General features: G+C 70.2%; 16 protein-coding genes. 11 read left to right on the top strand and 5 right to left on the bottom strand.

Going from position 1 to position 23,456, the window contains the following annotated elements:
* Positions 1-265: 265 nt before the first annotated feature.
* Together WMF22_RS27505 and WMF22_RS27500 are read left to right on the top strand one after the other, a co-directional pair.
* Complete coding sequence (locus tag WMF22_RS27505; protein ID WP_012237707.1) at positions 266-964, top strand: LolA family protein; 699 nt, start codon at positions 266-268, stop codon at positions 962-964.
* 469 nt (positions 965-1,433) lie between these two features.
* Positions 1,434-2,879, top strand: a complete 1,446-nt coding sequence (locus tag WMF22_RS27500) for a PrsW family glutamic-type intramembrane protease (RefSeq protein WP_438031695.1) — start codon at positions 1,434-1,436, stop codon at positions 2,877-2,879.
* An 8-nt stretch (positions 2,880-2,887) separates the two neighbouring features.
* Here the strand turns inward: WMF22_RS27500 and WMF22_RS27495 are convergent, their stop codons facing one another.
* Entirely contained in the window at positions 2,888-3,469 is a 582-nt protein-coding gene (locus tag WMF22_RS27495) for a serine O-acetyltransferase (protein ID WP_438031694.1), read from the bottom strand.
* 271 nt (positions 3,470-3,740) lie between these two features.
* On the opposite strand from WMF22_RS27495, the gene WMF22_RS27490 reads away from it, so the two are divergent.
* The 7 genes from WMF22_RS27490 (at position 3,741) to WMF22_RS27460 (ending at position 11,678) form a co-directional block, all read left to right on the top strand.
* Positions 3,741-4,448 (top strand): response regulator, encoded by a 708-nt coding sequence (locus WMF22_RS27490; RefSeq protein WP_437292963.1) that lies wholly within the window; start codon positions 3,741-3,743, stop codon positions 4,446-4,448.
* Between the two features lie 177 nt (positions 4,449-4,625).
* On the top strand, positions 4,626-5,402 hold the full coding sequence (locus WMF22_RS27485) for an energy transducer TonB (protein WP_437292962.1): 777 nt from the start codon (positions 4,626-4,628) through the stop codon (positions 5,400-5,402).
* A 59-nt stretch (positions 5,403-5,461) separates the two neighbouring features.
* Entirely contained in the window at positions 5,462-6,172 is a 711-nt protein-coding gene (locus tag WMF22_RS27480; RefSeq protein ID WP_437292961.1) for a MotA/TolQ/ExbB proton channel family protein, read from the top strand.
* Entirely contained in the window at positions 6,123-6,584 is a 462-nt protein-coding gene (locus WMF22_RS27475; RefSeq protein WP_437292960.1) for an ExbD/TolR family protein, read from the top strand. Before WMF22_RS27480 ends, WMF22_RS27475 begins: the two co-directional genes overlap by 50 nt.
* A 10-nt stretch (positions 6,585-6,594) precedes the next feature.
* Entirely contained in the window at positions 6,595-7,035 is a 441-nt protein-coding gene (locus WMF22_RS27470; protein ID WP_438031693.1) for an ExbD/TolR family protein, read from the top strand.
* 198 nt (positions 7,036-7,233) lie between these two features.
* Positions 7,234-10,170: a carboxypeptidase regulatory-like domain-containing protein gene (locus tag WMF22_RS27465; protein ID WP_438031692.1), complete on the top strand. Its 2,937-nt coding sequence runs from the start codon at positions 7,234-7,236 to the stop codon at positions 10,168-10,170.
* A gap of 101 nt (positions 10,171-10,271) precedes the next feature.
* Entirely contained in the window at positions 10,272-11,678 is a 1,407-nt protein-coding gene (locus WMF22_RS27460) for a hypothetical protein (protein WP_438031691.1), read from the top strand.
* 128 nt (positions 11,679-11,806) lie between these two features.
* Here WMF22_RS27460 and WMF22_RS27455 read toward each other — a convergent pair whose 3' ends face one another.
* On the bottom strand, positions 11,807-12,454 hold the full coding sequence (locus WMF22_RS27455) for a hypothetical protein (protein ID WP_437292956.1): 648 nt from the start codon (positions 12,452-12,454) through the stop codon (positions 11,807-11,809).
* Between the two features lie 206 nt (positions 12,455-12,660).
* Here WMF22_RS27455 and WMF22_RS27450 point away from each other — a divergent pair, with 206 nt between their 5' ends.
* On the top strand, positions 12,661-14,049 hold the full coding sequence (locus WMF22_RS27450) for a sigma 54-interacting transcriptional regulator (RefSeq protein WP_438031690.1): 1,389 nt from the start codon (positions 12,661-12,663) through the stop codon (positions 14,047-14,049).
* Between the two features lie 956 nt (positions 14,050-15,005).
* Positions 15,006-16,310: a GRAS family protein gene (locus tag WMF22_RS27445; protein ID WP_437292954.1), complete on the top strand. Its 1,305-nt coding sequence runs from the start codon at positions 15,006-15,008 to the stop codon at positions 16,308-16,310.
* A 73-nt stretch (positions 16,311-16,383) separates the two neighbouring features.
* Here the strand turns inward: WMF22_RS27445 and WMF22_RS27440 are convergent, their stop codons facing one another.
* The 3 genes from WMF22_RS27440 to gltB are packed head-to-tail and all read right to left on the bottom strand — an operon-like array spanning position 16,384 to position 23,428.
* Positions 16,384-17,379, bottom strand: coding sequence for an MDR/zinc-dependent alcohol dehydrogenase-like family protein (locus WMF22_RS27440; protein WP_438031689.1), 996 nt, complete (start codon positions 17,377-17,379; stop codon positions 16,384-16,386).
* A 9-nt stretch (positions 17,380-17,388) separates the two neighbouring features.
* Positions 17,389-18,828 (bottom strand): glutamate synthase subunit beta, encoded by a 1,440-nt coding sequence (locus WMF22_RS27435; protein WP_438031688.1) that lies wholly within the window; start codon positions 18,826-18,828, stop codon positions 17,389-17,391.
* A complete protein-coding gene (gene gltB, locus WMF22_RS27430) occupies positions 18,821-23,428 on the bottom strand; it encodes a glutamate synthase large subunit (protein WP_438031687.1) in 4,608 nt (1,535 codons plus the stop codon). Before gltB ends, WMF22_RS27435 begins: the two co-directional genes overlap by 8 nt.
* Positions 23,429-23,456 lie beyond the last annotated feature (28 nt).

The raw sequence follows: 23,456 nt of genomic DNA, 5'->3' as shown, positions 1-23,456 counted from the left end.
CCTGGTTGCGCATGGGGACGCCGGGGAGGCGCCTCGGCTGACCGCTGACCGGGGGCCGGCGGGGGCGGTCCTGGCGCACATCCCGTGTGCTATGGAGCCTGCATCGGACGCTCCCGCGCCGCGTCCAACATGAAAATGTGCGGCGCGCCCCGGCTTCAGCGAGGGTGCGGCTGCCAGGGCACGGAACCGGCGGTGCATCGCCGGCGCCCCCGTCGCCGACGGGTGGGGGCGAGACGCCTCTGGACATCAAAGGAGATCGGGAAGGATGACGCGAACCTCACTCAACCGCCTCGCCGCCGCGTGCCTCATCGGGCTGACGGCGCCCCTCACGGTCGTGCTCGCGACGCTCGCGACCGCCGGCGAGTCCCAGGCCGCGGGTCCCACCGCCGAAGAGCTCGGCAGGCGCGTCCAGCAGTTCTACGACTCCACGAAGACCTTCAAGGCGAGCTTCACCCAGACCTACACGATCAAGGTCCAGGACGTGAAGAAGGTCTCCACCGGCAAGGTGACCTTCGAGAAGCCGGGCAAGATGAGCTGGATCTACGACGCGCCGAACGGAAACCGGGTCGTCTCCGACGGCGTCACGATCAAGGTCTACGAGAAGGACAACGAGCAGATGTTCGAGACCCCGGTGAAGGGCTCTCAGTATCCGGCGGCGCTCGCGTTCTTGATGGGCAAGGGGCAGCTCACGAAGGATTTCTCGCTGCGCCTGCTCGATCCTGCGCAGATGAAGTTCGAGGGCGGCTATGTCCTCGAGGGGACGCCGAAGGAGGCGACCCCTGCGTATCAGAAGATGCTCCTCTACGTGGACGGGCAGACCAACCAGGTCCGCCGCGTGCTGATCCTCGACGCGCAGGGCAACCGGAACCGGTTCGATTTCTCGTCGCCGGTCGTGAATCAGCCGGTCGGGAAGACCGAGTTCGATTTCACGCCTCCGCCGGGCACGCGCGTCGTCCGCCCCTGACGTTCTCCCGCCACGTTCCCGGCGCGGAGGAGCCGCTGCCGCGTTACCCCGCCGACCCCCGACAGCTCGTGGAACCCGTGGAAGCGGAGCGTCACAGCCTCCGCGCTCTTCGCCGGCAGCGCGCCGTGGCGAAGCTGCTGGGATATATGCCCGGCGCGTCCCCGCCGTGGTAGAAATATTCCGTGATACTTCGATCCCACGGGCGTGAGCGACAGCTCCGAGGCTGGCGTCGCCCGCCGCGGATCGTCACCGCTGCTTTCGGCTCCACGCGCGCGGCGGGGATTCGCCTCGGCTGAACGGTCACCCGCTGTCACGAGGCTTTCGCGAGAGCGCTCGATCCATGAACAATCCCCACGGACATCGTCCCGATTCCCCCGGCGTGCCGCAACAACCCCGGCCGGCGGAGCGCTTGAGCGAGCGCGCGCAGGGCCCTTCGGGGTATCCGGCGCAAGGTGCGGGGCAGAGCTCCATGGGGCAACCGCCGCATGGGCAGCAGGGCCACGGGCAGGCGCCGCAGGGGTACGCGCACGCGCAGCCAGCGCAGGGCTACGGGCAGGGGCACGCGTATCCGCAGGGGCCGCAGGGCTATGCGCACGGACCGCAGGGGCACGCGTATCCGCAGGGGCCGCAGGGCTATGCGCAAGGGCCGCAGGGCTATGCGCAAGGGCCGCAGGGCTATGCGCAAGGGCCGCAGGGGCACGCGTATTCGCAGGGGCCGCAGGGCTACGCGCGGGGGCCGCAGGGTCACGCGTATGCGCATCACCACGCGGGCTACCCGGCGGCCGCTCGGAGGTTCGACCCCGACCGGCGGCTGCGCATCGCCGGGCTGTGGCTGTGGGCCATCGGCCTCATCGCGGGCGCGGTCCTCAACGTGCTCTTCACGCTCCTCGGCGTCATCGAGTCCGGGGGGAGCATGCTGAGCGCCATGCTCGTCGGGGCGCTCTTCGCGTTCCCACCGCTCGTCCTCTACCTGTTCGTCCCGATGATCATCGATCGGTACGATCCCGAGCCGTGGTGGTGCTTGCTGATGGCGTTCCTCTGGGGCGCGCTCGCGGCGACCGGCTTCTCGATCCTGATCAACACGGGCGTCCACATCGGCGTCTCGAGCAACTTCGGCGAGCCGGCCGGCGAGCTCGTCAGCGCGTCGGTCAGCGCGCCGTTCGCAGAGGAGCTCTTCAAGGGGCTCGGCGTGTTCGGCTTCTTCTACTTCCTGCGCCGGGAGTTCGACGGGATCGTCGACGGCATCATCTACGCCACGTTCTGCGCGCTCGGCTTCGCCGCGGTGGAGAACGTGCTCTATTACGCGCGCGCCTCGATGCAGGGCAGCGACGTCCTCGCCGGCACGTTCGTCCTGCGGGGCGTCTTCACGCCCTGGCTCCACCCGCTGTTCACGTCGATGACCGGCATCGGCTTCGGGCTCGCCCGGGAGTCGTCGAAGACGTGGGTGCGCGCGGCGGCCCCGATCGGCGGCTACCTGCTCGGCGTCGCGCTGCACGCGGTGTGGAACTTCCTCCCCACCGCGCTGGGGCGCGCGATGGGGGACATCTTCATGCCGTGGCTCCTGCTCTGGTTGTGCTTCGTCGCGTCGTTCTTCGGGATCATCGTGGCGCTCGTGATCCGCAAGGGCTGGGTGATCCGGGATCATCTGCGCGACGAGGTCGCGCTCGGCATGCTCACCCAGGACGAACTCGAGCTCGTCTGCTCGCCGATCGGCCGGCTCCGGTGCACCCTGGGCTGGCGCGGCGCCACAGGGCGGAGCTTCATCCGCGCCGGCGCGCGGCTCGCGCTCAGCAAGTGGCACACGGCGCGCGCGCTGCAGGGCCGGAACCGCACCCTGAGCGCCGATTTCATCGGCCCGCTCCGGCAAGAGATCGCAGAGCTCAGGCAAGAGCTCCTCTCCCGGGCGCCTCGATAGAGCGCCGGTCAGCTCTGCGAGCTGTTCGTCCCGTCCGCGGCCGGGCGCGCGGCGGGCCGGGCGGCGCGGTCCTCGCGCCGCTGCACGGGCTTCGCGGGGATGCCCACGACCGTGGTGTTCGGCGCGACATCGTGCACGACCACGGCATTGGCGCCGATCCTGGCGCCGTCACCGACCGTGACCCCGCCGACGATCTTCGCCCCCGCGCCGATGAAGAGGTCGCTCCCGAGCACCGGTGTCTGCCGCCGATCGGCGCCGATGGTCACCTGGTGCTCGATGAGCACGTTCGATCCGCCGCGGACGTTGCCATTGATGACAACGCCGTTCGAGTGGATGAGCACGAACCCGGGCCCGAAGTCCGCGCCGCGCCCGATCACGCAGCCGCCGGCCAGGTTGGTCGCCTTGTTGAGCACCATCTCGAGCACCGGCATCCGGTGGGCCCGCGCGGCCTGCGTGAACCTGTAGAGGACCATCGCCGCCGTGCCGTCGGTCGCCAGCGTCTTCAGGATGGTCGGCAGTGGATCGCTGCCGTAGCACCATGTGGCCTTCTGGCGCACGTCGGCCGCGATGAGTCGCAAAGTCCGCAGCATCCCGGCGAGACTAGCGCATCTCGCCCCGCCCGTGCGACCTTTCGCCGCGCGCCTGCGGGGCACCTCGTCTGTCTCGTCTCGTCTCGTCTCGTCGCGCCGCGCCGCGCCGCGCCGCGCCCGCGTGACCTTTCGCCGTGCCTGCGCTCCCCTACCACATCCCGCCGTGCGTCCGCCGCGCCTGCGTGCCCGTGCGGTCTTTTCGGGGCCGCACCGCCCTGTTGCGATCCGGTCATCGGTCCGTCACATCGCTCGGGTACACGCGCTCTTCACCATGGCGCGGATTTTGGTCATCGAGGACGAGCCGGCGCTCCAGAAGGTGCTCGATTACAACCTCAGGCAAGCCGGGCATGAGGTGCTTCTCGCGGGGCAGGGCGGTGAAGGGGTCCGGCTGGCCGTGGACCAGCGGCCCGATCTCGTCTTGCTGGATCTCATGCTGCCCGACATCCCGGGGACCGAGGTGTGCCGTGCTCTCCAGCAGAGCGATGGCACCCAGCGGATCCCCCTGATGATCGTGTCGGCGCGCGGGGACGAGGTCGACCGCATCGTCGGCTTCGAGCTCGGCGCCATCGACTACGTCGTCAAACCGTTCAGCGTGCGGGAGCTCGTGCTGCGCGTGCAAGCCGTGCTCCGCCGCGCGAAGTCCTCCGGAGAGGGAGAGCGGAGCATCGAGTTCGGGTGCCTGCGGATCGACGAGGGCGCTCACCGCGTGTGGGTCGAGCGCGAGGAGATCGAGCTGACGCTCCTCGAGTTCAAGCTCCTCGTCGCGCTGTACGAGGCGCGCGAGCGCGTGCAGACGCGCACCGCGCTCCTCGACGGCGTGTGGGGCATCGACGTGAGCATCACGACGAGGACCGTGGACACCCACGTCAAGCGGCTTCGCGACAAGCTGCGCCGCGCCGGCGATTACATCCAGACCGTCCGCGGCATCGGCTATCGATTCGCCGCTTCGCCCGACCTCCCCGAGAGCCGCAGCGCCTGAGCGCCCGGCCGGGCGAGCACGACAATCGTTGCCCCGCCGTCACCGGGCCGCAACGGCAGCCAGTGTACCGTGCAGACGGTGATTCACATGCTGGGCGACATCGTTGAAGCGTGCAGGTCCCTCTCATGAGGTCAGGTGGAGCTCTGGTGTCGTCGCCGGCGTGTGCCGGGAGCCTCGATGTATCTTGAAACGTGGAATGCAGGGGAGGCCGATCCTGAGCGGGCAAAGCGCCTCGCGATCGGGGTTGCGGCAGGGCTGCTGCTGTTCGCGGCCATCGGGCTCGCCGCCGCCCGCCTGAGCGGCGCGATCGCGCATCCTCCGCCCGAAGAGGATGTCGTCGAGGTGAAGCTCGCCACCCAGGTCCCCGAGGCGCCCCCCGTCGCCCCGGCGCCCGCGCCCGCGCCCCCGCCGCCGGCGGCGGAGGCTCCGGCGCCTCGCCCCGCGGCGCCCAGACGTCCGGCGCTCGTCGCGCCGACCGCCGTGCCCAGCGAGGCGCCGGCGGAGGCGGACCCGAGCCAGGCCAAGGCGAGCGACGACGACACCTACGGAGAGCCTGGAGGCGTACCGGGCGGCGTGCCCGGCGGGGTCCCCGGCGGCACGGGGACGGCCGCCGTGGCTGCGCCCGCGCCGCCGCCACCGCCGCCTCCTCCTCCGCAGCCGAAAGGGCCGATTCACCTCCCCGAGAACGCCACGCCGCCTGTCGCGCTCTCCAATTCCCTCCCTCCCATCCCCGAGGGGGCGCGGAGCGCGGGCATAGAAGCCACCGTGGTCGTCAGGTTCGTGGTGACCGAGACCGGCGAGGTCACGAACGTGACCATCGTCCGCGGCCATCCGCTGTTTAACGACGTGGTGCTCGCGACAGTGAAGACGTGGCGCTACCGGCCGGCGATCCACGAGGGGAGGCCGGTGTCGACCTTCAAGACGGTCCGGATCCCGTTCAAGGCGAAGAGATGACGTCGAGCGCGCGGCCGCGGACGCGGCCTCTCGCGCGAGGAACGAAGGAGGTTGTAACCATGATGCAGTTTGATCTCGGGCACATCTGGGCGACCATGGGGCTTTTGAGCAAGCTCGTCGCGTTCGCCCTCGTGCTCATGGCGCTGGCGAGCGTCGCCGTCGTGGTGGAGCGGCTCATCGCGCTCGCGCGTCAGGCGTCGGAGACCCGGCGCTTCGCGAGGGAGGCGCGCCCCGTGATGGAGGCCTGGGACACCGCGCGGCTCGTCTCGATCGCCGACGGCTATGGACGCTCCGCGCTGGCCCGGCTCGTCGGTGCGGCCGTGCGCCGCTTCCAGCGCGCCGTCGAGGCCGGCGACGGCGGCGTGCCGCCGGTGGAGCTCGCGCGCCGCGAGGTGTCGCGGCGCCGGGAGGCGATCTCCGCCGACCTGCGCCGCGGCCTGTCGGTGCTCGCGACGGTCGGCTCGGTGGCCCCGTTCGTCGGGCTGCTCGGCACCGTCATCGGCATCATCACGGCCTTCCAGACCATCGCCTCGACCGGCTCGGGCGGCCTCGGCGCCGTGAGCGCCGGCATCGCCGAGGCGCTCATCGTCACCGCGCTCGGGCTCGGGGTCGCCATCCCGGCGGTGCTTTGCTTCAACTACCTCACCACCCGGATCGCCGCGGTGGAGCTCGCGCTCGAGCGCAGCGCGGGTGAGCTCATCGACGAGATGGAGAACGAACATGGGCGTTCGAGCGGAGAGCGGTCGCTCGGGTCGGCAGCAGCCGCCTGAGCCGGAGATCAACGTCACGCCGCTCGTCGACGTGGTGCTCGTGCTCCTCATCATCTTCATGGTGATCGCGCCCCAGATGGAGCACGGCGAGCGGGTCGAGCTCCCGGCGGTGTTTCAGCCGGATCCGAAGTCGAAATCGAAGCTCGATCCGATCTACGTGACGATCACCGGCGCAGGCACCATGTTCCTCGAGAAGGAGGCCGTCGCCGACCTCGGCGCGCTCGGCGAGCGGCTGCGGGCCATCCGCGCCGCCGAGCCGGAGCGCCGGGTGGTCATCAAGGGCGACTCCTCGGTGCGGTACGGCCGCGTCCGGGAGGCCTTCGCGCTGTGCCAGGAGGTCGGGTTCGCCGGGATCTCGCTGCAGGTGAGCCAGCGGGGCGGCGGGGCGTCCGCGGCGCCGGAGGAGGGATAGCGCCGTGGGGATGAGCGTTCCGCAGGGCGGAGGCAGCGGAGGGAAGACGCGCGGCGTCGCGCCGAGCATGAACGTGACGCCGCTCGTCGACGTGGTGCTCGTACTCCTCATCATCTTCATGGTCGTGACGCCGCTGCTCGCCAAGCAGCTCTGGCTGAACCTGCCCAAGAAGGACGACACCGCGAAGCTCGCGCCGCCTCCCATCGACGCCGACAAGCCCGTGGTGCTCACGGTGGATCAGCGCGGCGTCCTCCGCATCAACCAGGCCGAGGTGCAGCGCGGCGAGCTGAAGGAGCGGCTCGCGCGCATCTTCGCGGCGCGCTCGGACAACGTTCTTTACTTCGACGCGGATGACGAGGCCGTCTACGCGGTCGCCGTGGAGGCCATGGACGCCGCGCGCATGGGCGGGGCCAAGACGATCGCCGTCCTGACGGAGAAGCCCGCGCGCTGAGCCAGGGCAGAGGCCCGATGAGGTGAAGTCGAGGCGCGCGGGAGCCGCCGCCGCGTCGCTCGAGCGCGCGGGCGCGGCGGGGTGCACGGGAGAGGGCGCGAGGTGGCCCTCCGCTCTCCTCATCAGACGGGCGCGCGTGCGCCCGGCCATCGAATCGAGAGTCGCGCCCGGGCTCGGAGCGCGCGAAGGGACAGGTGCATGAGTCGCAGAAGGATCTCGGGGGTAGTCGCAGCGCTGGTGACACCGCTTTGCTGGGGGGCCACGGCCCTCGCGCAGGGCGACCCCGGAGCCGCCGCGCCGCAGCCAGACGGCGCGGCGCCTCAGGCCGGTGGTCCTGCGGCGGAGGACGTCGCGGGGCTCGACGAGCCGAGCCCGTCGCGCCCGCCGCCCGCGGGGAAAGGCGTGGTGTGGGGCGTCGTCACCGACACCGCCACGAAAGAGCCCTTGCTCGACGCCCAGGTGTCCGTCGTGGGGACGAAGCTCAAGGCGATCGCGGACCTCGACGGGCGGTATCGCCTGGAGCTCCCGCCGGGCACCCATCAGCTGCGCGTCTGGTACGAGGCGCACAAGCCGCAGCGCGTGCAGGACGTACGTGTGACGGCCGGGCAGGTGGTCCAGGTCGATGTCGGCCTCGATCCCGATCAGCAGACAGAGGAGGTCATCGAGGTCGAGTTCGAGCCGGAGCGGGCGAGCGTCGCGGCGCAGCTGCTCATCCGGAAGAACGCGGCCCACGTGGGCGATGCCGTGGGCGCGAAGGAGATCGCGAAGACACCCGATCGCAACGCCGCCGAGGCCGCGAAGCGCATCGTCGGCGCGACCGTCGTCGACAACAGGTACGTCTACGTCCGCGGCCTGGGAGAGCGCTACACGAACGCGCTCCTGAACGGCGCCCCCCTGCCGAGCCCCGAGCCCGACCGGCAGGCCGTCCCGCTGGACCTCTTTCCGTCGCTGGTCCTCAGCGACATCACCGTCGTCAAGACGTTCACGCCCGATCTCCCCGGCGACTTCGCGGGCGGCTCGGTCCAGATCAACACGCGCGAGCTCCCGACCCAATTCCTGTTCCAGGCATCGCTGTCGCTCGGGTTGAACAGCCAGGCGACGTTCCGTGATCGCCTGACCTACGCCGGATCGGGCACCGACTGGCTCGGGATCGACGGCGGCGCGCGCGCGCTCCCCGCCGAGATCCCCGACTACAAGGTGGTGCGGCTCGGCCCCAAGCCTGGCGGCGGCACCGTCACGAGGGACGAGATGACGGCCTATGGGCGGGCGATCAACTCGTCGATGGCGACGACGCGGTCCTTCACCCCGCCGAACGGGAGCGGCAGCGTGGTCGTCGGCGACACCCTGAAGCTCGGCGGCGAGCAGCGCCTCGGTTACATCGCCACCCTGAGCTATGGCCGGAAGTTCGCTCCGCGCACTGAAGAGCGCACCAGAACCTTCGATCCCGATCCTCTGGGCGGCGAGCCCGTACCCAACGGCGACACCAGCACCGGAAGCATCCGTGATCAGGTGTCCTGGGGCTCCTTCGCCAGCGTCACCTACAACCCGGATCAAAACCACAAGGTGACGATCACCGGACTCCACAGCCGCTCGTCGGAGGATCTGGCCAGCGAGATCAGCGGGAACCCTACAGACGGCAGCAGCGCGTTTCGCGACACCCTGCAGCGGTTCATCTCCCGCGCCCTCTCCTTGGGTCAGCTCCAGGGAGAGCACCGCTTCGGAGCGCTGGACGGCGGCACCCTCGACTGGAAGGCGTCCATCTCCCACGCGTCCTCGGACGAGCCCGATACGAGGGAGACCGTCTACATCAGGGACGACACGAGCGGAGCCTACGCGTGGGACGAGGGCACGCTGAGCGGCGCCCACTTCTTCAGCGACATGACCGACACGAACTACGGTGGGCAGCTCTCCTATACCCAGCCTCTCGTTCGTGGGGACACCCCGACCCGGGTGAAGCTGGGCGGTCTGTTCAACCTTCGAGAGCGCGAGTTCAACGCGCGCCGGTTCCGGTTCAAGCAGCGCCCGGGCTCGGACCCGACGATCCTGCGCCAGGAACCGGGCCAGCTGTTCTCGGACGAGAACATCGGCACGGCGCTCGAGCTGGAGGAGATCACGCGCGAGACCGACTCCTACACGGCGAACAGCGATCTCTATGCAGGCTACGTGATGACCGACGCCGCCATCACACGATGGCTCCGCGCGGTGCTCGGCGCCCGGATCGAGGCCTCCACGCTGTCGCTGCGGGCGTTCGACAGGTACTCCCCGGCAAGCCCGGAGATCAAGGAGGAGAGCGACAAGGTCGATATTTTGCCTGCGGCCAACGTCATCTTCAAGGCGAGCTCGATCTCGAATGTCAGGCTCGGCGTATCCAGGACGCTGGCCCGACCCCAGCTCCGCGAGCTCAGCCCGACCTTGTATCAGGAAGGATACAGCGGGATGGAGGCGGAAGGCAATCCGGACCTCGGGCGGACGAGCGTCGTGAACGCCGATCTCCGCTTCGAGACCTTCCCGACGGCCGGTGAGGTGGCCGCGGTCAGCGTCTTTTACAAGCACTTCCAGGATCCGATCGAGGAGATCATCTTCCCGAACGGCGGCAGGGGCAGGCTCAGCTACGTGAACGCAGAAGCCGGTTATGTCGCCGGGGTCGAGCTCGAGCTCAGGAAGGGCCTGGGCTTCATCACCCCGCTCCTGAAGGACGTCACGGCGCTCGGAAACCTCACGTTCGTGCAGTCGGAAGTGACGATCGATCCCGATGACAACGAGGGAGGGGTCACCATCGAGAGCACCCCGACGCACCCTCTTCAGGGGCAATCCCCCTTCGTGGTGAACCTGGGGCTCGATTACGCCAGCGAGTCGACGGGCACGAGCGCCCGGCTCCTCTACAACGTGTTCGGCGCCCGGCTCAAGCGGGTGGGTCGCAAGGGGCTGGCGGACGAGTACGAGCAGCCGCGACACCAGATCGACCTGACCCTGGCCCAGCGCCTCGGCGAGCACATCGAGCTGAAGCTGGCCGGCGAGAACCTCATCGATGCGCCCATCCGCGTCACCAAGGGGAGCGACGGCGATGAGGACAAGATCGTCAGCCAGTACAGTGTCGGAACGACTGTGACGTTGAGCGCAGCGTTCACCTACTGAGCACCTGCCATTGAATCGTCACGCCGCGCTCGTCACGAGTTTTCCTACATGCGCCATGTTGGGGGAGGAGGTAGAATAAATTGCGTACATTCAAATTGGGCTTGGTTTGCGCCTCGGCGCTCTCCGTCGCGGCGTTCGCCGCGTGCGGCGATGACGACTCGGTCTCCCCGACCTCGACAAGCACCTCGTCCGCGAGCAGCTCCGCCAGCGGCGGTGACGGTGGTGGTGGCGGCGAGGGCGGCGGTGGCGAAGGCGGCGGTGGTGGCGACGTCAGCGCCGATTGCTCCTCCCCGGTGGAGGTCAGCGAGGCGATCACCGCCAGCACGACGTGGACCGCCGACAAGTGCTACCTCATGAAGGGGATCCTCTTTGTCGAGCGCGGCGCGACCCTGACCATCGAGCCCGGCACGAAGATCATGGGCGAGAAGGTGAGCCTCGCCACGCTCGTCGTGAAGCCCGGCGCCAAGATCAACGCCAAGGGCACGGCGAGCAAGCCCATCGTGTTCACGAGCCAGGGCGAGGAGGGCGATCGCGCCGCTGGCGACTGGGGCGGCGTCATCCTGCTCGGCGAGGCGCCCGTCAACGTCGAAGGCGGCAAGGCCAGCGTCGAGGGCATCACCGGCGAAGGCACGGAGTACGGCGGCGACAAGCCCGCGGACAGCAGCGGTGTCCTCGAGTACGTGCGCATCGAGTACAGCGGGATCCTCCTCTCCCAGGACAACGAGGTCAACGGCCTCACCTTCGCCGGCGTGGGCTCCGGGACGACCGTCGATCACGTGATGGTGCACCACACGCTCGACGATTGCTTCGAGTTCTTCGGCGGCACCGTCAACGCGAAGCACCTCATCTGCGCGCAGAACGGCGACGACGGCTTCGACTTCGACCTCGGCTACACCGGCAAGCTCCAGTTCCTCGCGCTCCAGCAGGATCCGTCCGTCGCCGACGAGACGAACGGCTTCGAGGGCGACAACGACGCCGACTCGTCGGCCAACACGCCCCTCAGCGAGCCGACGATCTACAACGCGACCCTGTGCGGCAAGAACAAGGAGGTCGACAAGCAGCAGTACGGCATGCTGCTCCGCCGCTCGACGAAGGCCCACGTCTTCAACACCATCGTGACCGGCTTCGAGGCGGGGGTGGATCTCCGGAACGAGCTCACCGAGGTCGAGCTCGCGAGCTCGATCTTCTTCGGCAACATCGAGGCGAACATCGCCTACGAAGAGACCGACACCGAGGCGGCGACCGAGTCGAAGCTCGACGACGACGACGACGCTGGCACGGACGAGGTCGCGTGGTTCGAGGGCGAGGCGACCAACAGCACCGAGGATCCTGGGCTCGCCGACTGCTTCGCCGCCACGCCCGACTTCCGGCCTGAGGCCACGCTCACCGAGAACGCGGCGACCCCGCCGGATGACGGCTTCTTCGACCCGGAGGCGAGCTACATCGGCGCCTTCAAGGCCGATGACACCTGGGCGACGGGCGCCTGGGTCTCGTTCGACGCGAACTGACGCGGCGCCGTCCGCGTCGGCCCTCCGCGATGCGGCGGGCGGACAGGATCCGTGGCGAGAGAAATGACGAAGGCCGGCTCTTCAGCCGGCCTTTATCGTCTCTGGCGTCACGACTCCGCCGCAGGCGCTCAGCGCACCCGCGGCGTGAACCCGGACACACTGCTGCGATGCTCGCTGCATACGCCTCGCGCGTCCGCGGTCTCCTTGAATGACACCCTTCCGCACACCTCGCAGATGCACAGGTGTGCGCGATAGAACTCCCGGTCGAGCAGGATGTCGGCGGCGAGCAAACTGAGCACAATGTCGCCGAGGAAGTCGATCTCGCGCGGCGAAGCGACCCAGACGGGACGGCCGCCGACCGCCGCCCGGCGGACCCTGCCCCCGTAGATCGCCGCGTTCAGGAATCGATCGTCGGCGACGGGCGCGATCAGCCCCCGGAGGGCCGTGATGACGCGCCCGCGGGCCTTGTGGATGAGCTCCTCGAGGTTGCTGCCGCCGTCGGCCCGGGGATCGAGCATGACGGGCGTCGCGCCGGGCTCGCGCACGATCTGGGGGCGCTTCATCAGGCCCGGGGTCACGAGGTGGTCCACGAACCACTCCTGGAGGTCCTTGGGCGTCCACTCGGACGCCGGCCACTCCAGGAACTCGAGAGCGCCGCGGAGGCCGCTGATGCTCTGGAGGCCGGGGTGGGTGGGGAGGCTCGGCAGGGTGCGGGATGTGTGCAGACGCCGGGACGAGCGGCGGCTCGCCTCCTCGATGTTGCGGCCGGATCCCATGTTCACCTCGAGGGCAGACCCCCGGTCCCGATGGATGCGAGCTCTTGCAGAGGCCACCATGCCGAGGGAACAAGCACAACTTGTGCCGAACCTGGCGAACGGGGCGACCTGGATTTGCTGGGAGTTCTGCCCAGAGAGCCTTCGCAGGCCGTTGGGATGGCCGGCCACTGGCCGGCCAGGTTCTTCAACGGGTAAGATTGTGCCCGATGGACCACTCCACCGTCCGCGTCTCGGTTTCACCGGAGCCCTCGGTCGCCGAGCCTGTCCCCGGCATCGTGCTGATCTTCTCGGGGGATCAGCCGCGCTGCGCTCCCATCCCGCTGGATCGTGGCTCCGTGGTGGTGGGTCGCGGAGGCGTCGGCGGCGTGCCGCTCATGGACGACTCGCTCATGTCGCGGCGACACGCCCGCATCGCGTACGACGGCGGCGCCTGGACCGTGGAGGACCTCGGCAGCACCAACGGGACGTCGGTCAACGGCGAGCCCATCCGCGGCGAGGTGCGGAGGGACGCGATCCAGGTCGTCGGCGCGGGGACGTCGGTGTTCCTCGCGCTCAGCGACATCCGGAGCTTCGCGCGCGGGGGCGTGCGCCTCGAAAAGGAGAGCGTCCTCGGGCCGAGGCTGCAGCTGATTTACGACACGATCATCCGCGCCGCGGCCGGGGGAGACAGCCTCCTCGTGACGGGCGAGAGCGGCACGGGCAAAGAGCTCGCGGCGCGCGCCTACCACGAGGCGGGCCCGCAGGCGCGCGGCCCGTTCGTCGCCGTCAACTGCGCGGCCATCCCGGAGGGCCTGGCGGAGCGGCTCCTCTTCGGCGCCAGGCGCGGCGCTTACTCCGGCGCGACGCACGACACCGACGGCTATGTGCAGGCCGCCCACGGAGGCACGCTCTTCCTCGACGAGGTGGCGGAGCTCGACGCGGCCGTCCAGGCGAAGCTGCTGCGGACGATCGACACCCGGCAGGTCCTCGAGCTCGGCGCGGTCGCGCCTCGCCCGGTGCAGATCCGGATCTGCGCGGCGACACACGACCTCCGCGCCCGCGTCGCCCAGGGCCGCTTCCGGGATGATCTCTACTACCGTATCGGCCGGCCCGAGGTCCGGCTCCCGCCCCTCCGCGAGCGGACCGAGGAGATCCCGTGGCTGTTCGCGCAATGCGCAAAGGCGGTCGGCGCGGCCGCTCAAAGCGCGCCGCCCGCGATTCACCATTCGATGATCATCGCGTGCGCGATGCGCCGATGGCCGGGGAATCTGCGCGAGTTCGTCGGCGAGGCGCGGCGCGCCGTGACGCGCGCGCTCGACGAGGGGCGGCGCACGGTCGAGGCCAAGGATCTGGATCCGCTCGCCGGCGTCGGGCTGAGCCCGGAGGCGGTCGAGCCGCAGGCCCGGCCGACGGCGAGCGATGTTCGATCGGCGCGCGCAGGCCAGGCGCCGCCCGAAGACGAGATCGCCGAGGCGCTTCGCCTCGAGCGAGGCAATGTGTCTCGCGCGGCCATCCGGCTCGGAGTGCACAGGAATCGAATTCGACGCTGGCTCGAGAAGAATGGCGTCGATCGCTCCCACTTCGCCGAGGGAAGCGACGTGTCCGATAACGACTGAACCGCTGGCGCCCGCCGTCGCATGCACAGGTGCAGGAGTGCGTCAATGGTGCCGCCGCGTCGCCGGAGAGCGCTCGTCCTCCGGCTGCGTTGCGATGACGAAGTCGCTCCCGGCGTAGGCTGCTGAGCCCGATGGGGCGGTCGTTCCATACATCACCTCCAGCAAACGCTCTGCTCTTTCCGAAGGCCTGAAGGCCGTCGCGGCGCTGTTTCTCGGGCAGGGGAGCGCCCGATCGTCGCAGGGTTGCCTCCATCTGGCGACGCAACGTGGGCTCGATCGACCGAACGGCCATGTATAGGGACTTTACAGAGCTGATTATGCGGGTTGTAATGTGGTGTGTAAGCCCCGTCTCCAGCGAGGTGCTGTCACGACCACGGTCAACTCAACGAGTCCGGCGCGTGCTCGCCAGGTCGGAGCCCACGATGCGCCCTGAAGAGACCATCGGTGAAGTGTTCCGTGGCCCGTGCGTCGCGCGCGGCCTGCGTCATCGAGGCCGCGCTCCTCGCGATCCGCGCGCGCCGCGGCCGGCGGGGCTTCCGCCTGCGGCGCGATCACGCGCGCCTCGCGGGACGCCTACGAGTGCCTACGTCTGTCGCCAGAAGACAGGCTCGGACGGCGCGCGGAACACGAGGACGGGGGCGCGACGCACAATGACGATCTTGGACTTGACCGGGCGGGCGGCTTCATCGATGTACAAAGAGTTGTCTGTCGGGTCTCCCTGCGAGCTCAGGTCGCGTCACGGGTGGGCGCCGCGCTTCGCGGCCTCGCCGCGGGCGCGCGGCCGCCGAGCGCCTGCCCCTTGCTCGCCGTCGGGCTCTCCCTCAGCGACATGTGCAAACATTGAAACCCCTGGCTCCTGCGAGGTGGTCGACGTCATGCGTTCTCGCCTGAAATCGGCTGCCCGCGGAGAGCCCAGCCAGGACGGCGGGCTGCCTGGTTGAACAGCCCTGGACACCATGAACGCGATCCGTAGACACGAATCGGCCGAAGAGGCGCCTCTTAGCCTGCGAGCGCACATCGAGGGGCCCACCAGCTCGACCGCGTCCAGCCCAGGGCAGCAGCCGAGCTCGGGGACCCGCCAAACCCACTCGCGTCGCCGCCCGTTCCTGAGCCGCCTCCTGGCGGCGGGCGAGGCGATCGACGCGGGGGATACCGAGCGCGCGAGGGCCCTCATCGAGGGCATCCTGCGGGCCGAGCCCGATACGGGGGACGCGTCCGAGCGCATCTCTGGGGTGTTTGGCCGGGCGCTGCTCGCCCGCCTGGACGGAGATCGCTCCGGCGACGGGAATCTGTACCTGCGCAGCGCCGGGCCGCGGGACATGCTCGCGGCGTTTCAGCTGCTCGTCCACGCGACGCCGCTCATCCGGTTCGGCTACCTCAGCGCGAACGCGGCCATCGTCGAGGCGTTCCAGGACGAGGGGGAGATCCATGTCATCGACATCGGCGTTGGCGGCGGTACGCAGTGGCCATTCCTGCTACACCGGCTGGCGACGCGGCCCGGCGGCCCGCCGCGGGTCCGGCTGACCGGCATCGATCTGCCGTGCCGGGGCCCCGATCCCGAGCAGCGGTTGCGCTGGGCGGGCGCGTTCATCGGGGGGTGGGCGGAGCGGCTGAAGGTCCCCTTCGAGTTCCACGGCGTCGCGTCCTCGGTGGAGCGCGTCGACTGGAGCCGTATCGCGTCCCGCTCCACGGCGCCCATCGCGGTCAATGCGGCGTTCGCATTGCACCACGTGCCGGATGCCTCGGTGCACGCCACCGCGAACCGCGACACCATCCTCACGAGGATCCGCGCGCTGTCGCCGCGCGTGCTGACGCTCGTCGAGCCGGATGTGGAGCACAACGCACATCAATTCCTCCCGAGGCTGTCGGAGGCGATCGGCCACTACTACGCGGTATTCCAGGCGCTCGAGGCGCTGCTCCCGCCGCACATCGCCGCGCGGGAGACCATCGAGCAGGTCTTCTTCGGGCAGGAGGTGATGAACGTGGTGGTGGGCGAGGGGGCCGCGCGGGTCGAGCGGCACGAGCGCCGGGGCGCCTGGCAGCGCCGCCTCCGCATGAACGGCTTCGAGCCGCTCCGCGTCTCGCCGCACGAGTCGCTGGTCCGCGGAGCGCTCCGCCTGAGCCAGGGGTTCGACGTCCGGAGCGACGAGCCCGCGCTCCTGCTCATGCGCAACGGCGTGTCCATCGTGGCCGCGTCGGCGTGGCGTCCGCGGCAGCTCCCGCCGCCATCGCGGTTCATGTCCGGCCTGTTCCGCCGCTAGGAGCGCCGCACAGCGCAGGTGCGCCCATAACGCACGACCGGACGAGCTGACCGAGCTGACCAGCGCGCGGAGCTCAGCGGGTGACGAGCACCTTGAGGGCGCCGGGCGCCGCGGCGGCCGTCAGCGCCTCTGCGGCGCGCTCCAGCGGGAGTCGCGCCGACACGAGGGAGCGGACGTCGACGGCCCGGGCCTCGAGGGCGCGCAGCGCTGGCCCGAACAGCCCGCAGCGCGACCCGACGACGGTGATCTCGTTGATGACGAGCTCCGCGAGGTGGACGCTGGAGAGCCCGGCCACCGTGCTCTTGAGCACGAGCGTGCCCCTGGGCCGGGTCGCGCGGACGGCCCGCACGAACCCCTCGGCGGTGCCTGTGGCCTCGACCACCAGCTCAGCCGGATCTCCGGCCCAGGCGCCCAGAGGCGGCGAGGCACCGGCGTCGGGCTGGCCCGAGGGCCCCGGGCGAACGAGCTCGGTCGCGATGCCCTGCGCGCGCAGCAGGGCGAGCTTCTCCTCGTGTTTGCCGACCGCGAGGACGCGGGCGCCAGCCTGGTGGAGGACCTGCGCGATGAGCAGGCCGAGCTTGCCGTCGCCGAACACGAGCGCCGACGCGCCCGGCGACACGCGCACCTGCTCCAGGATCGCGAACGCCGCCGCGAGCGGCTCCGCGAACACCGCCTCCTCGTCGTCGACCCCGTCGGCCACGGCGTGGAGGTTCACCACGGGCACCGCGACGCGCTCCGCCAGCGCGCCGTCGGCGCCGACGATGCCCATGACCGTGCGCGTCGGGCAGTGCCTGCCCAGCCCGCGCGCGCAGCTCTCGCAGCGGCCGCATGCGAAGTTGATCTCGCCCACCACGCGGCGGCCGAGCCAGGCGGCCGGGCCCTCCACGACATCGCCGACGAACTCGTGCCCGAGCGTGCCGCGGAAGCCCATGTAACCTTGGATGATCTCGAGATCCGTGTTGCAGATCCCGGCGCACCGCACCTCGACCACGGCCATGCCGGCCGTGGTCGAGGGGGGGTCGCGGTCGATGACGCGCGCGGCCGTTCCGTCCCAGACCAGCGCTCGCACGGTCGAGCTCTAGCCCGCCGCGAGCGCCAGCCGGCGCTTCGCCGGCTGCATCAGGTACGCGTCGACCGCGTCCGCGGCCTTGCGCCCCTCGGCGATGGCCCAGACGACGAGGCTCTGTCCGCGCGACATGTCGCCGGCGGCGAAGACGCCCTCCACGCTGGTGCGCCCGCCGTGGGCCTTCACGTTGCCGCGCTGGTCCATCTCGACGCCGAGCTGCTCGAGCAGCCCCTCGCGCTCGGAGCCGACGAAGCCCATCGCGAGCAGGACGAGCTCGCACGGGATCTCGAACTCGCTCCCCGGGACCGGCGCGAACTTCCCGCCTTCCAGCTTCACCCGCGTCGCCTGGAGCGCGCGGACGTGGCCGTGCTCGTCCCCGAGGAACGCGGTGGTCGACACCGACCAGTCGCGCTCGCCGCCCTCCTCGTGGGAGGACGAGGTGCGGAGGATGAGCGGCCACGCGGGCCACGGGTTCGTCAGCGAGCGCTGCTCGGGGGGGCGGGGGAGGAGCTCGAGCTGCGTCACGTGCGCCGCGCGGTGGCGGTGGCTCGTGCCGAGGCAGTCGGAGCCGGTGTCGCCGCCGCCGATGACGACCACCCGCTTGTCCGTGGCGAAGATCGCCTCGCTGTCGGGGATCACGTCGCCGGCGACCCGCTTGTTCTGCTGGGTCAGGAAATCCATCGCGAAGTGGACGCCCTTCAGCTCCCGGCCGGGCACCGGCAGGTCGCGCGGCCGGCGCGCCCCGCCGCACAGCACGACGGCGTCGTACTGCTCGCGCAGGGCGTCGCCGGTGATGTCGACGCCGCAGTGGACGCCCGTGCGGAACGTCACCCCCTCGGCCTGCATCTGCTCCATGCGCCGGTCGATGAGGTGCTTCTCCATCTTGAAGTCGGGGATGCCGTACCGGAGCAGGCCGCCGATGCGGTCGTCGCGCTCGAAGAGCGTCACATCGTGGCCCTTGCGCGCGAGCTGCTGGGCAGCAGCGAGCCCGGCGGGCCCCGAGCCGATCACCGCGACCTTCTTGCCCGTGCGCTGCTTCGCGATGACCGGCACGACCAGGTTCCGGTCGAACGCGCGATCCGCGATCGCGCGCTCGACGTTCTTGATGGTGACCGGCTTGCTCTCGATGTTCAGAACGCACCCCGCCTCGCAAGGCGCGGGGCACACGCGCCCGGTGAACTCGGGGAAGTTGTTCGTCGCGTCGAGCGACGCGATCGCCTCGGGGAGGCGATCGCGGAACATGTGATCGTTCCAGTCGGGGATCAGGTTCCCGAGCGGACATCCGTCGTGACAGAACGGGATGCCGCAGTCCATGCACCGCGCTGCCTGATCGCGCAGCTCGGCGTCGGGGACCGGGAGCTCGAACTCCTGCCAGTCGTTCAAACGCTCGGAGACGGGCCGCTTCTTGATGTCGACCCGCTGGATCTCGAGGAAGCCTCGTACCTTACCCATGGGCGGCCGACCTCTCTCCCGTGCTCAGGGGACCCGCGTTGGCGGGGATGTAACGTCCGGTGGAAACATAGGGGGTGGAAGGAGAAAGGAGAGACACGAGCCTGTCGGACCCGTCCGCCCCGTTCGTCGCGGGCGACGCCGCGGCCTCCAGGGCGCGGCGGTACTCGCTCGGGACGACCTTCACGAACTTCGACAGGACGGCCTGCCAGGACTCGAGCAGCTCGATCGCCTTCCGGCTGCCCGTGCGCCGCACGTGCTCCTCGAGCAGCGCCCGCACCGACTCGGCGTCGGCGGCGGTCATCGTCTCGAGCTGCACCATCTCCTTGTTGCAGCGCGCCTCGAAGAGCGCGTCCTCGTCGAAGACGTAGGCGAGCCCGCCGCTCATGCCGGCCCCGAAGTTGCGGCCGGTGGTGCCGAGGATGATCACGGTGCCGCCCGTCATGTACTCGCAGCCGTGGTCGCCCACGCCCTCGACGACGGTGGTGGCCCCGCTGTTCCGGACCGCGAAGCGCTCGCCCGCGCGGCCGTTGAAGAACGCGCGGCCGCCCGTCGCGCCGTACAGCACGACGTTGCCCACGATGACCTGATCGTCCGGCCGGAACGGCGCCTCGCGCGGCGGCCGCACCGCGACCACGCCGCCCGAGAGGCCCTTGCCGACGTAGTCGTTCGCGTCGCCTTCGAGCTCGAGGGTCATGCCCCGCGAGGCGAAGGCGCCGAAGCTCTGGCCCGCGCTGCCGGCGCACTTGACCACGATGCTGTCCTCGGGGAGCCCGGCGCTGCCGTGGCGGCGCGCGATCTCGCCGCTCAGCATCGCGCCGAGCGTCCGATCCGAGTTCTTGACGCGGGTCTCGATGACGACGGGCGCCCCGCCGTCGATCGTCGCGCGCGCCTTCTCGATCAGCTTGAGGTCGAGCACCCGGTCGAGCTTGTGGTCCTGCAGCTCCACGCAGTGGGTCGGGCTCGTGAGCGCCTCCTTCGGGCGGTACAGCACCTCGGAGCAGTCGATCTTCCTCGCCTTCGGGTGGAGCCCGGCGCTCCGCTGCACGATGCAGTCGGAGCGCCCGACCATCTCGGTCAGCGTGCGGAAGCCCAGGCGCGCCATGATCTGCCGGAGCTCCTCGGCCACGTAGAAGAAGAAGTTGATGACGTGCTCCGGCGCGCCCGTGAACTTCTTGCGGAGCTCGGGGTCCTGCGTGGCGATGCCGACCGGGCAGGTGTTGAGGTGGCACTTGCGCATCATGATGCAGCCGGTCGCGACCAGCGGCGCCGTGGAGAAGCCGAACTCCTCGGCGCCGAGCAGCGCGGCGAACGCGACGTCGCGGCCCGTCATCAGCTTGCCGTCGGTCTGCACGATGGCGCGGCCGCGGAGCCCGTTCATCACGAGCACCTGGTGCGCCTCGGCGAGGCCGAGCTCCCACGCGACGCCCGCGTGGTGGATCGACGTAAGCGGGGAGGCGCCGGTGCCGCCCGAGTCGCCGCTGATCAGCACCACGTCGGCGTGCGCCTTCACGACGCCCGCGGCGATCGTGCCGACGCCCGCCTCGGCGACGAGCTTCACGCTGATGCGCGCCTTCGAGTTGATGTTCTTCAGGTCGAAGATGAGCTGCGCGAGATCCTCGATCGAGTAGATGTCGTGGTGCGGCGGCGGCGAGATGAGCGTCACGCCGGGCGTCGAGTGGCGCACCTTCGCGATCACCGCGTCGACCTTGTGGCCCGGGAGCTGGCCGCCCTCGCCGGGCTTGGCCCCCTGCGCCATCTTGATCTGCAGCTCGTCGGCGTTCACGAGGTACTCGGCCGTGACGCCGAACCGCGCCGAGGCGACCTGCTTCACCGCGCTCCGCTTCGAGTCGCCGTTCGGCAGCCGGAGGAAGCGCACCGGGTCCTCGCCGCCCTCGCCGGTGTTCGACCGCGCGCCGATCCGGTTCATCGCGATCGCGAGCGTCTCGTGCGCCTCCTTCGAGATGCTCCCGAAGGACATGGCGCCCGTGGCGAAGCGCTTCACGATCGAGGCGGCGGGCTCGACCTCCTCGATCGGCACCGGCGGGCCCGCGGGCCTGAAGTCCCACAGGCCGCGGAGCGACATCGGGTGCTCCTGCTGCTCGTTGATGATGGAGGCGTACTCGGCGTAGCTCTTCGCGTCGTCGAGGCGGACCGCCCGCTGGAGCGACGCGATCGACTGCGGCGTCCAGAGGTGCCGCTCGCCGGACACGCGGAAGTGGTGGTGGCCGCCGACGTCGAGGTGCGCGCGCGCCCGCTCGCCGTAGGCCGCGTGGTGGCGCGCGAGCGCCTCCTCCGCGATCTCGCGCAGCCCGACGCCGCGGACGCGCGACGCCGTGCCGGTGAAGTACGCGTCGATGACGAGCTGATCGATGCCGATCGCCTCGAAGATCTGCGCGCCCTGGTAGCTGGAGAGCGCGCTGATCCCCATCTTCGACATGATCTTCAGGATGCCCTTCTTGAGCCCCTTCACGTACCGCGAGCCCGCCGCGGTCGGCGAGAGGTCGGCGCCGAGGGTCTTGTCGCGGCACATCGCCGCGATCGACTCGAACGCGAGGTACGGGTTCACCGCGCCGGCGCCGTAGCCGATGAGCAGCGCGATGTGGCCGACCTCGCGCGCCTCGCCGGTCTCGACGATGATGCCCGCGCGCGTGCGCGCCCCCTCGTTGATGAGGTGGTGGTGCACGGCGCCCACCGCGAGCAGGCTCGGGATGGGGGCGAGCGTCTCGTCGATGCCGCGGTCGCTGAGGATGAGGATGCTCGCGCCGTCGGCGATCGCGCGGCTCGCGTCCTTGCAGAGCTTCGCGAGCGCGGCGCGCAGGTTGTCCTCCGGGTCGCCGTCGACCGGGAAGTACATGGGCAGCGTGGCCGCGCGGAAGTCGGGGAAGACGTTCTTCCGCAGCTTCGACAGGTCGTCCTGCGTGAGGATCGGGTGCGGCAGCTCGAGCATCCGGCACTGGCGGGGCGTCTCCTCGAGGAGGTTGCCCTCGCCGCCGACGCAGCTCACGAGCGACATCACGATCTCCTCGCGGAGCGGGTCGATCGGCGGGTTCGTGACCTGCGCGAACAGCTGCTTGAAGTAGCGGAAGAGCAGCTGGGGCCTCTCGGAGAGCACGGCGAGCGGGATGTCGATGCCCATCGAGCCCACCGGCTCCTCGCCGAGGGTGGCCATCGGCCCGAGGATCATCCGCAGGTCCTCCTCGGTGTAGCCGAACGCCTGCTGCAGGCCCCGGAGGTCCGCGTGCGGGATGGTGTAGAGGCTCGGCACGTCCTCGAGGGCGCGCAGATCAATCTTGTTCTCGGCGACCCACGCCGCGTAGGGCTTCTGCGTCGCGACGCGGCGCTTGATCTCGTCGTCGCTGACGACGCGACCCTCGGTCGTGTCGACGAGGAACATCTTGCCCGGCTGGAGGCGCCCCTTCTGGATCACGCGCGCCGGCTCGATGTCGAGGACGCCGAACTCGCTCGCGAGCACGACGAGCCCGTCGCTCGTCACGACGTACTTCGCGGGGCGCAGCCCGTTCCGGTCGAGCGTCGCGCCGATCAGCCGTCCGTCCGTGAAGCACAGCGCCGCGGGGCCGTCCCACGGCTCGATCAGACAGCCGTGGTACTCGTAGAACGCCTTCTTCTCGGCCGACATGTCCGGGTCGAGCGCCCAGGCCTCGGGCACGAGCATCATCATCACGTGGGGCAGCGAGCGGCCGCTCGCGAGCAGGAAGTCGACCACGTTGTCGAGCGCGGACGAGTCGGAGCCGCCCGGGCGGATGATCGGCTTGAAGTCCTCGATCGCGTTCGCGAAGACATCGCTCTTCAGCAGCGCCTCGCGCGCCGACATCCACGCGGTGTTGCCGCGCACGGTGTTGATCTCGCCGTTGTGCGCGATGACCCGGTACGGGTGCGCGCGCTCCCACGTGGGGAAGGTGTTCGTGGAGAAGCGCGAGTGCACCATCGCGAGCCGCGACACGGTGCGCTTGTCGGACAGATCGGGGTAGAACGCCGCGACCTGCTCCGCGAGCATCAGGCCCTTGTAGACGACCGTCCGCGACGAGCACGACGTGATGTAGAAGTCGTCGGCGTTGGCGGCGCGGCCGGCGCGCTTGCGGATCGCATACAGGACCTGCTCGAAGGACTGGCGCGGCGCGACCCTGCCGATGAACAGCTGGCGGATCGCGGGGCGCGAGTCACGCGCGGTCGGGCCGATCGCCGCGTCGTCGATGGGGACGTCGCGCCAGCCGAGGACGCGCTGTCCGTGGTGCACGACCGCGGCCTCGAGGATCGCCTCGCACTGGCGGCGCCGCGACGGGAGCTGGGAGAAGAACGCCGTCGCGACGGCGTAGTCGCCGGGAGCAGGCAGCGCGATGCCAAGGGCGGCCAGGGACGTGGCGTACAGCTCGTGCGGGATCTGGAGGAGGACGCCCGCGCCATCGCCGGTGCAGGGGTCGCAGCCAGCGGCGCCGCGATGGGTTAGATTTTCGAGGATCTCGAGCGCTTGGCAAACGACCTCGTGCGTCGCTTCACGGCGGAGCGTGGCGACGAATCCGAGACCGCATGCGTCGTGTTCGAAAGCCGGATCGTAAAGACCTTGTCGTTGGGGCAGAGGCATGGTGCTGACTTCACACGCGCGTAGCACA

Origin of the sequence: Sorangium sp. So ce204, assembly GCF_051526795.1 — a bacterium.
Lineage (GTDB): Bacteria > Myxococcota_A > Polyangia > Polyangiales > Polyangiaceae > Sorangium > Sorangium cellulosum_B.
Note: the sequence above shows the minus strand (reverse complement) of the source record. Positions and strands in the feature narration are given on the sequence as shown.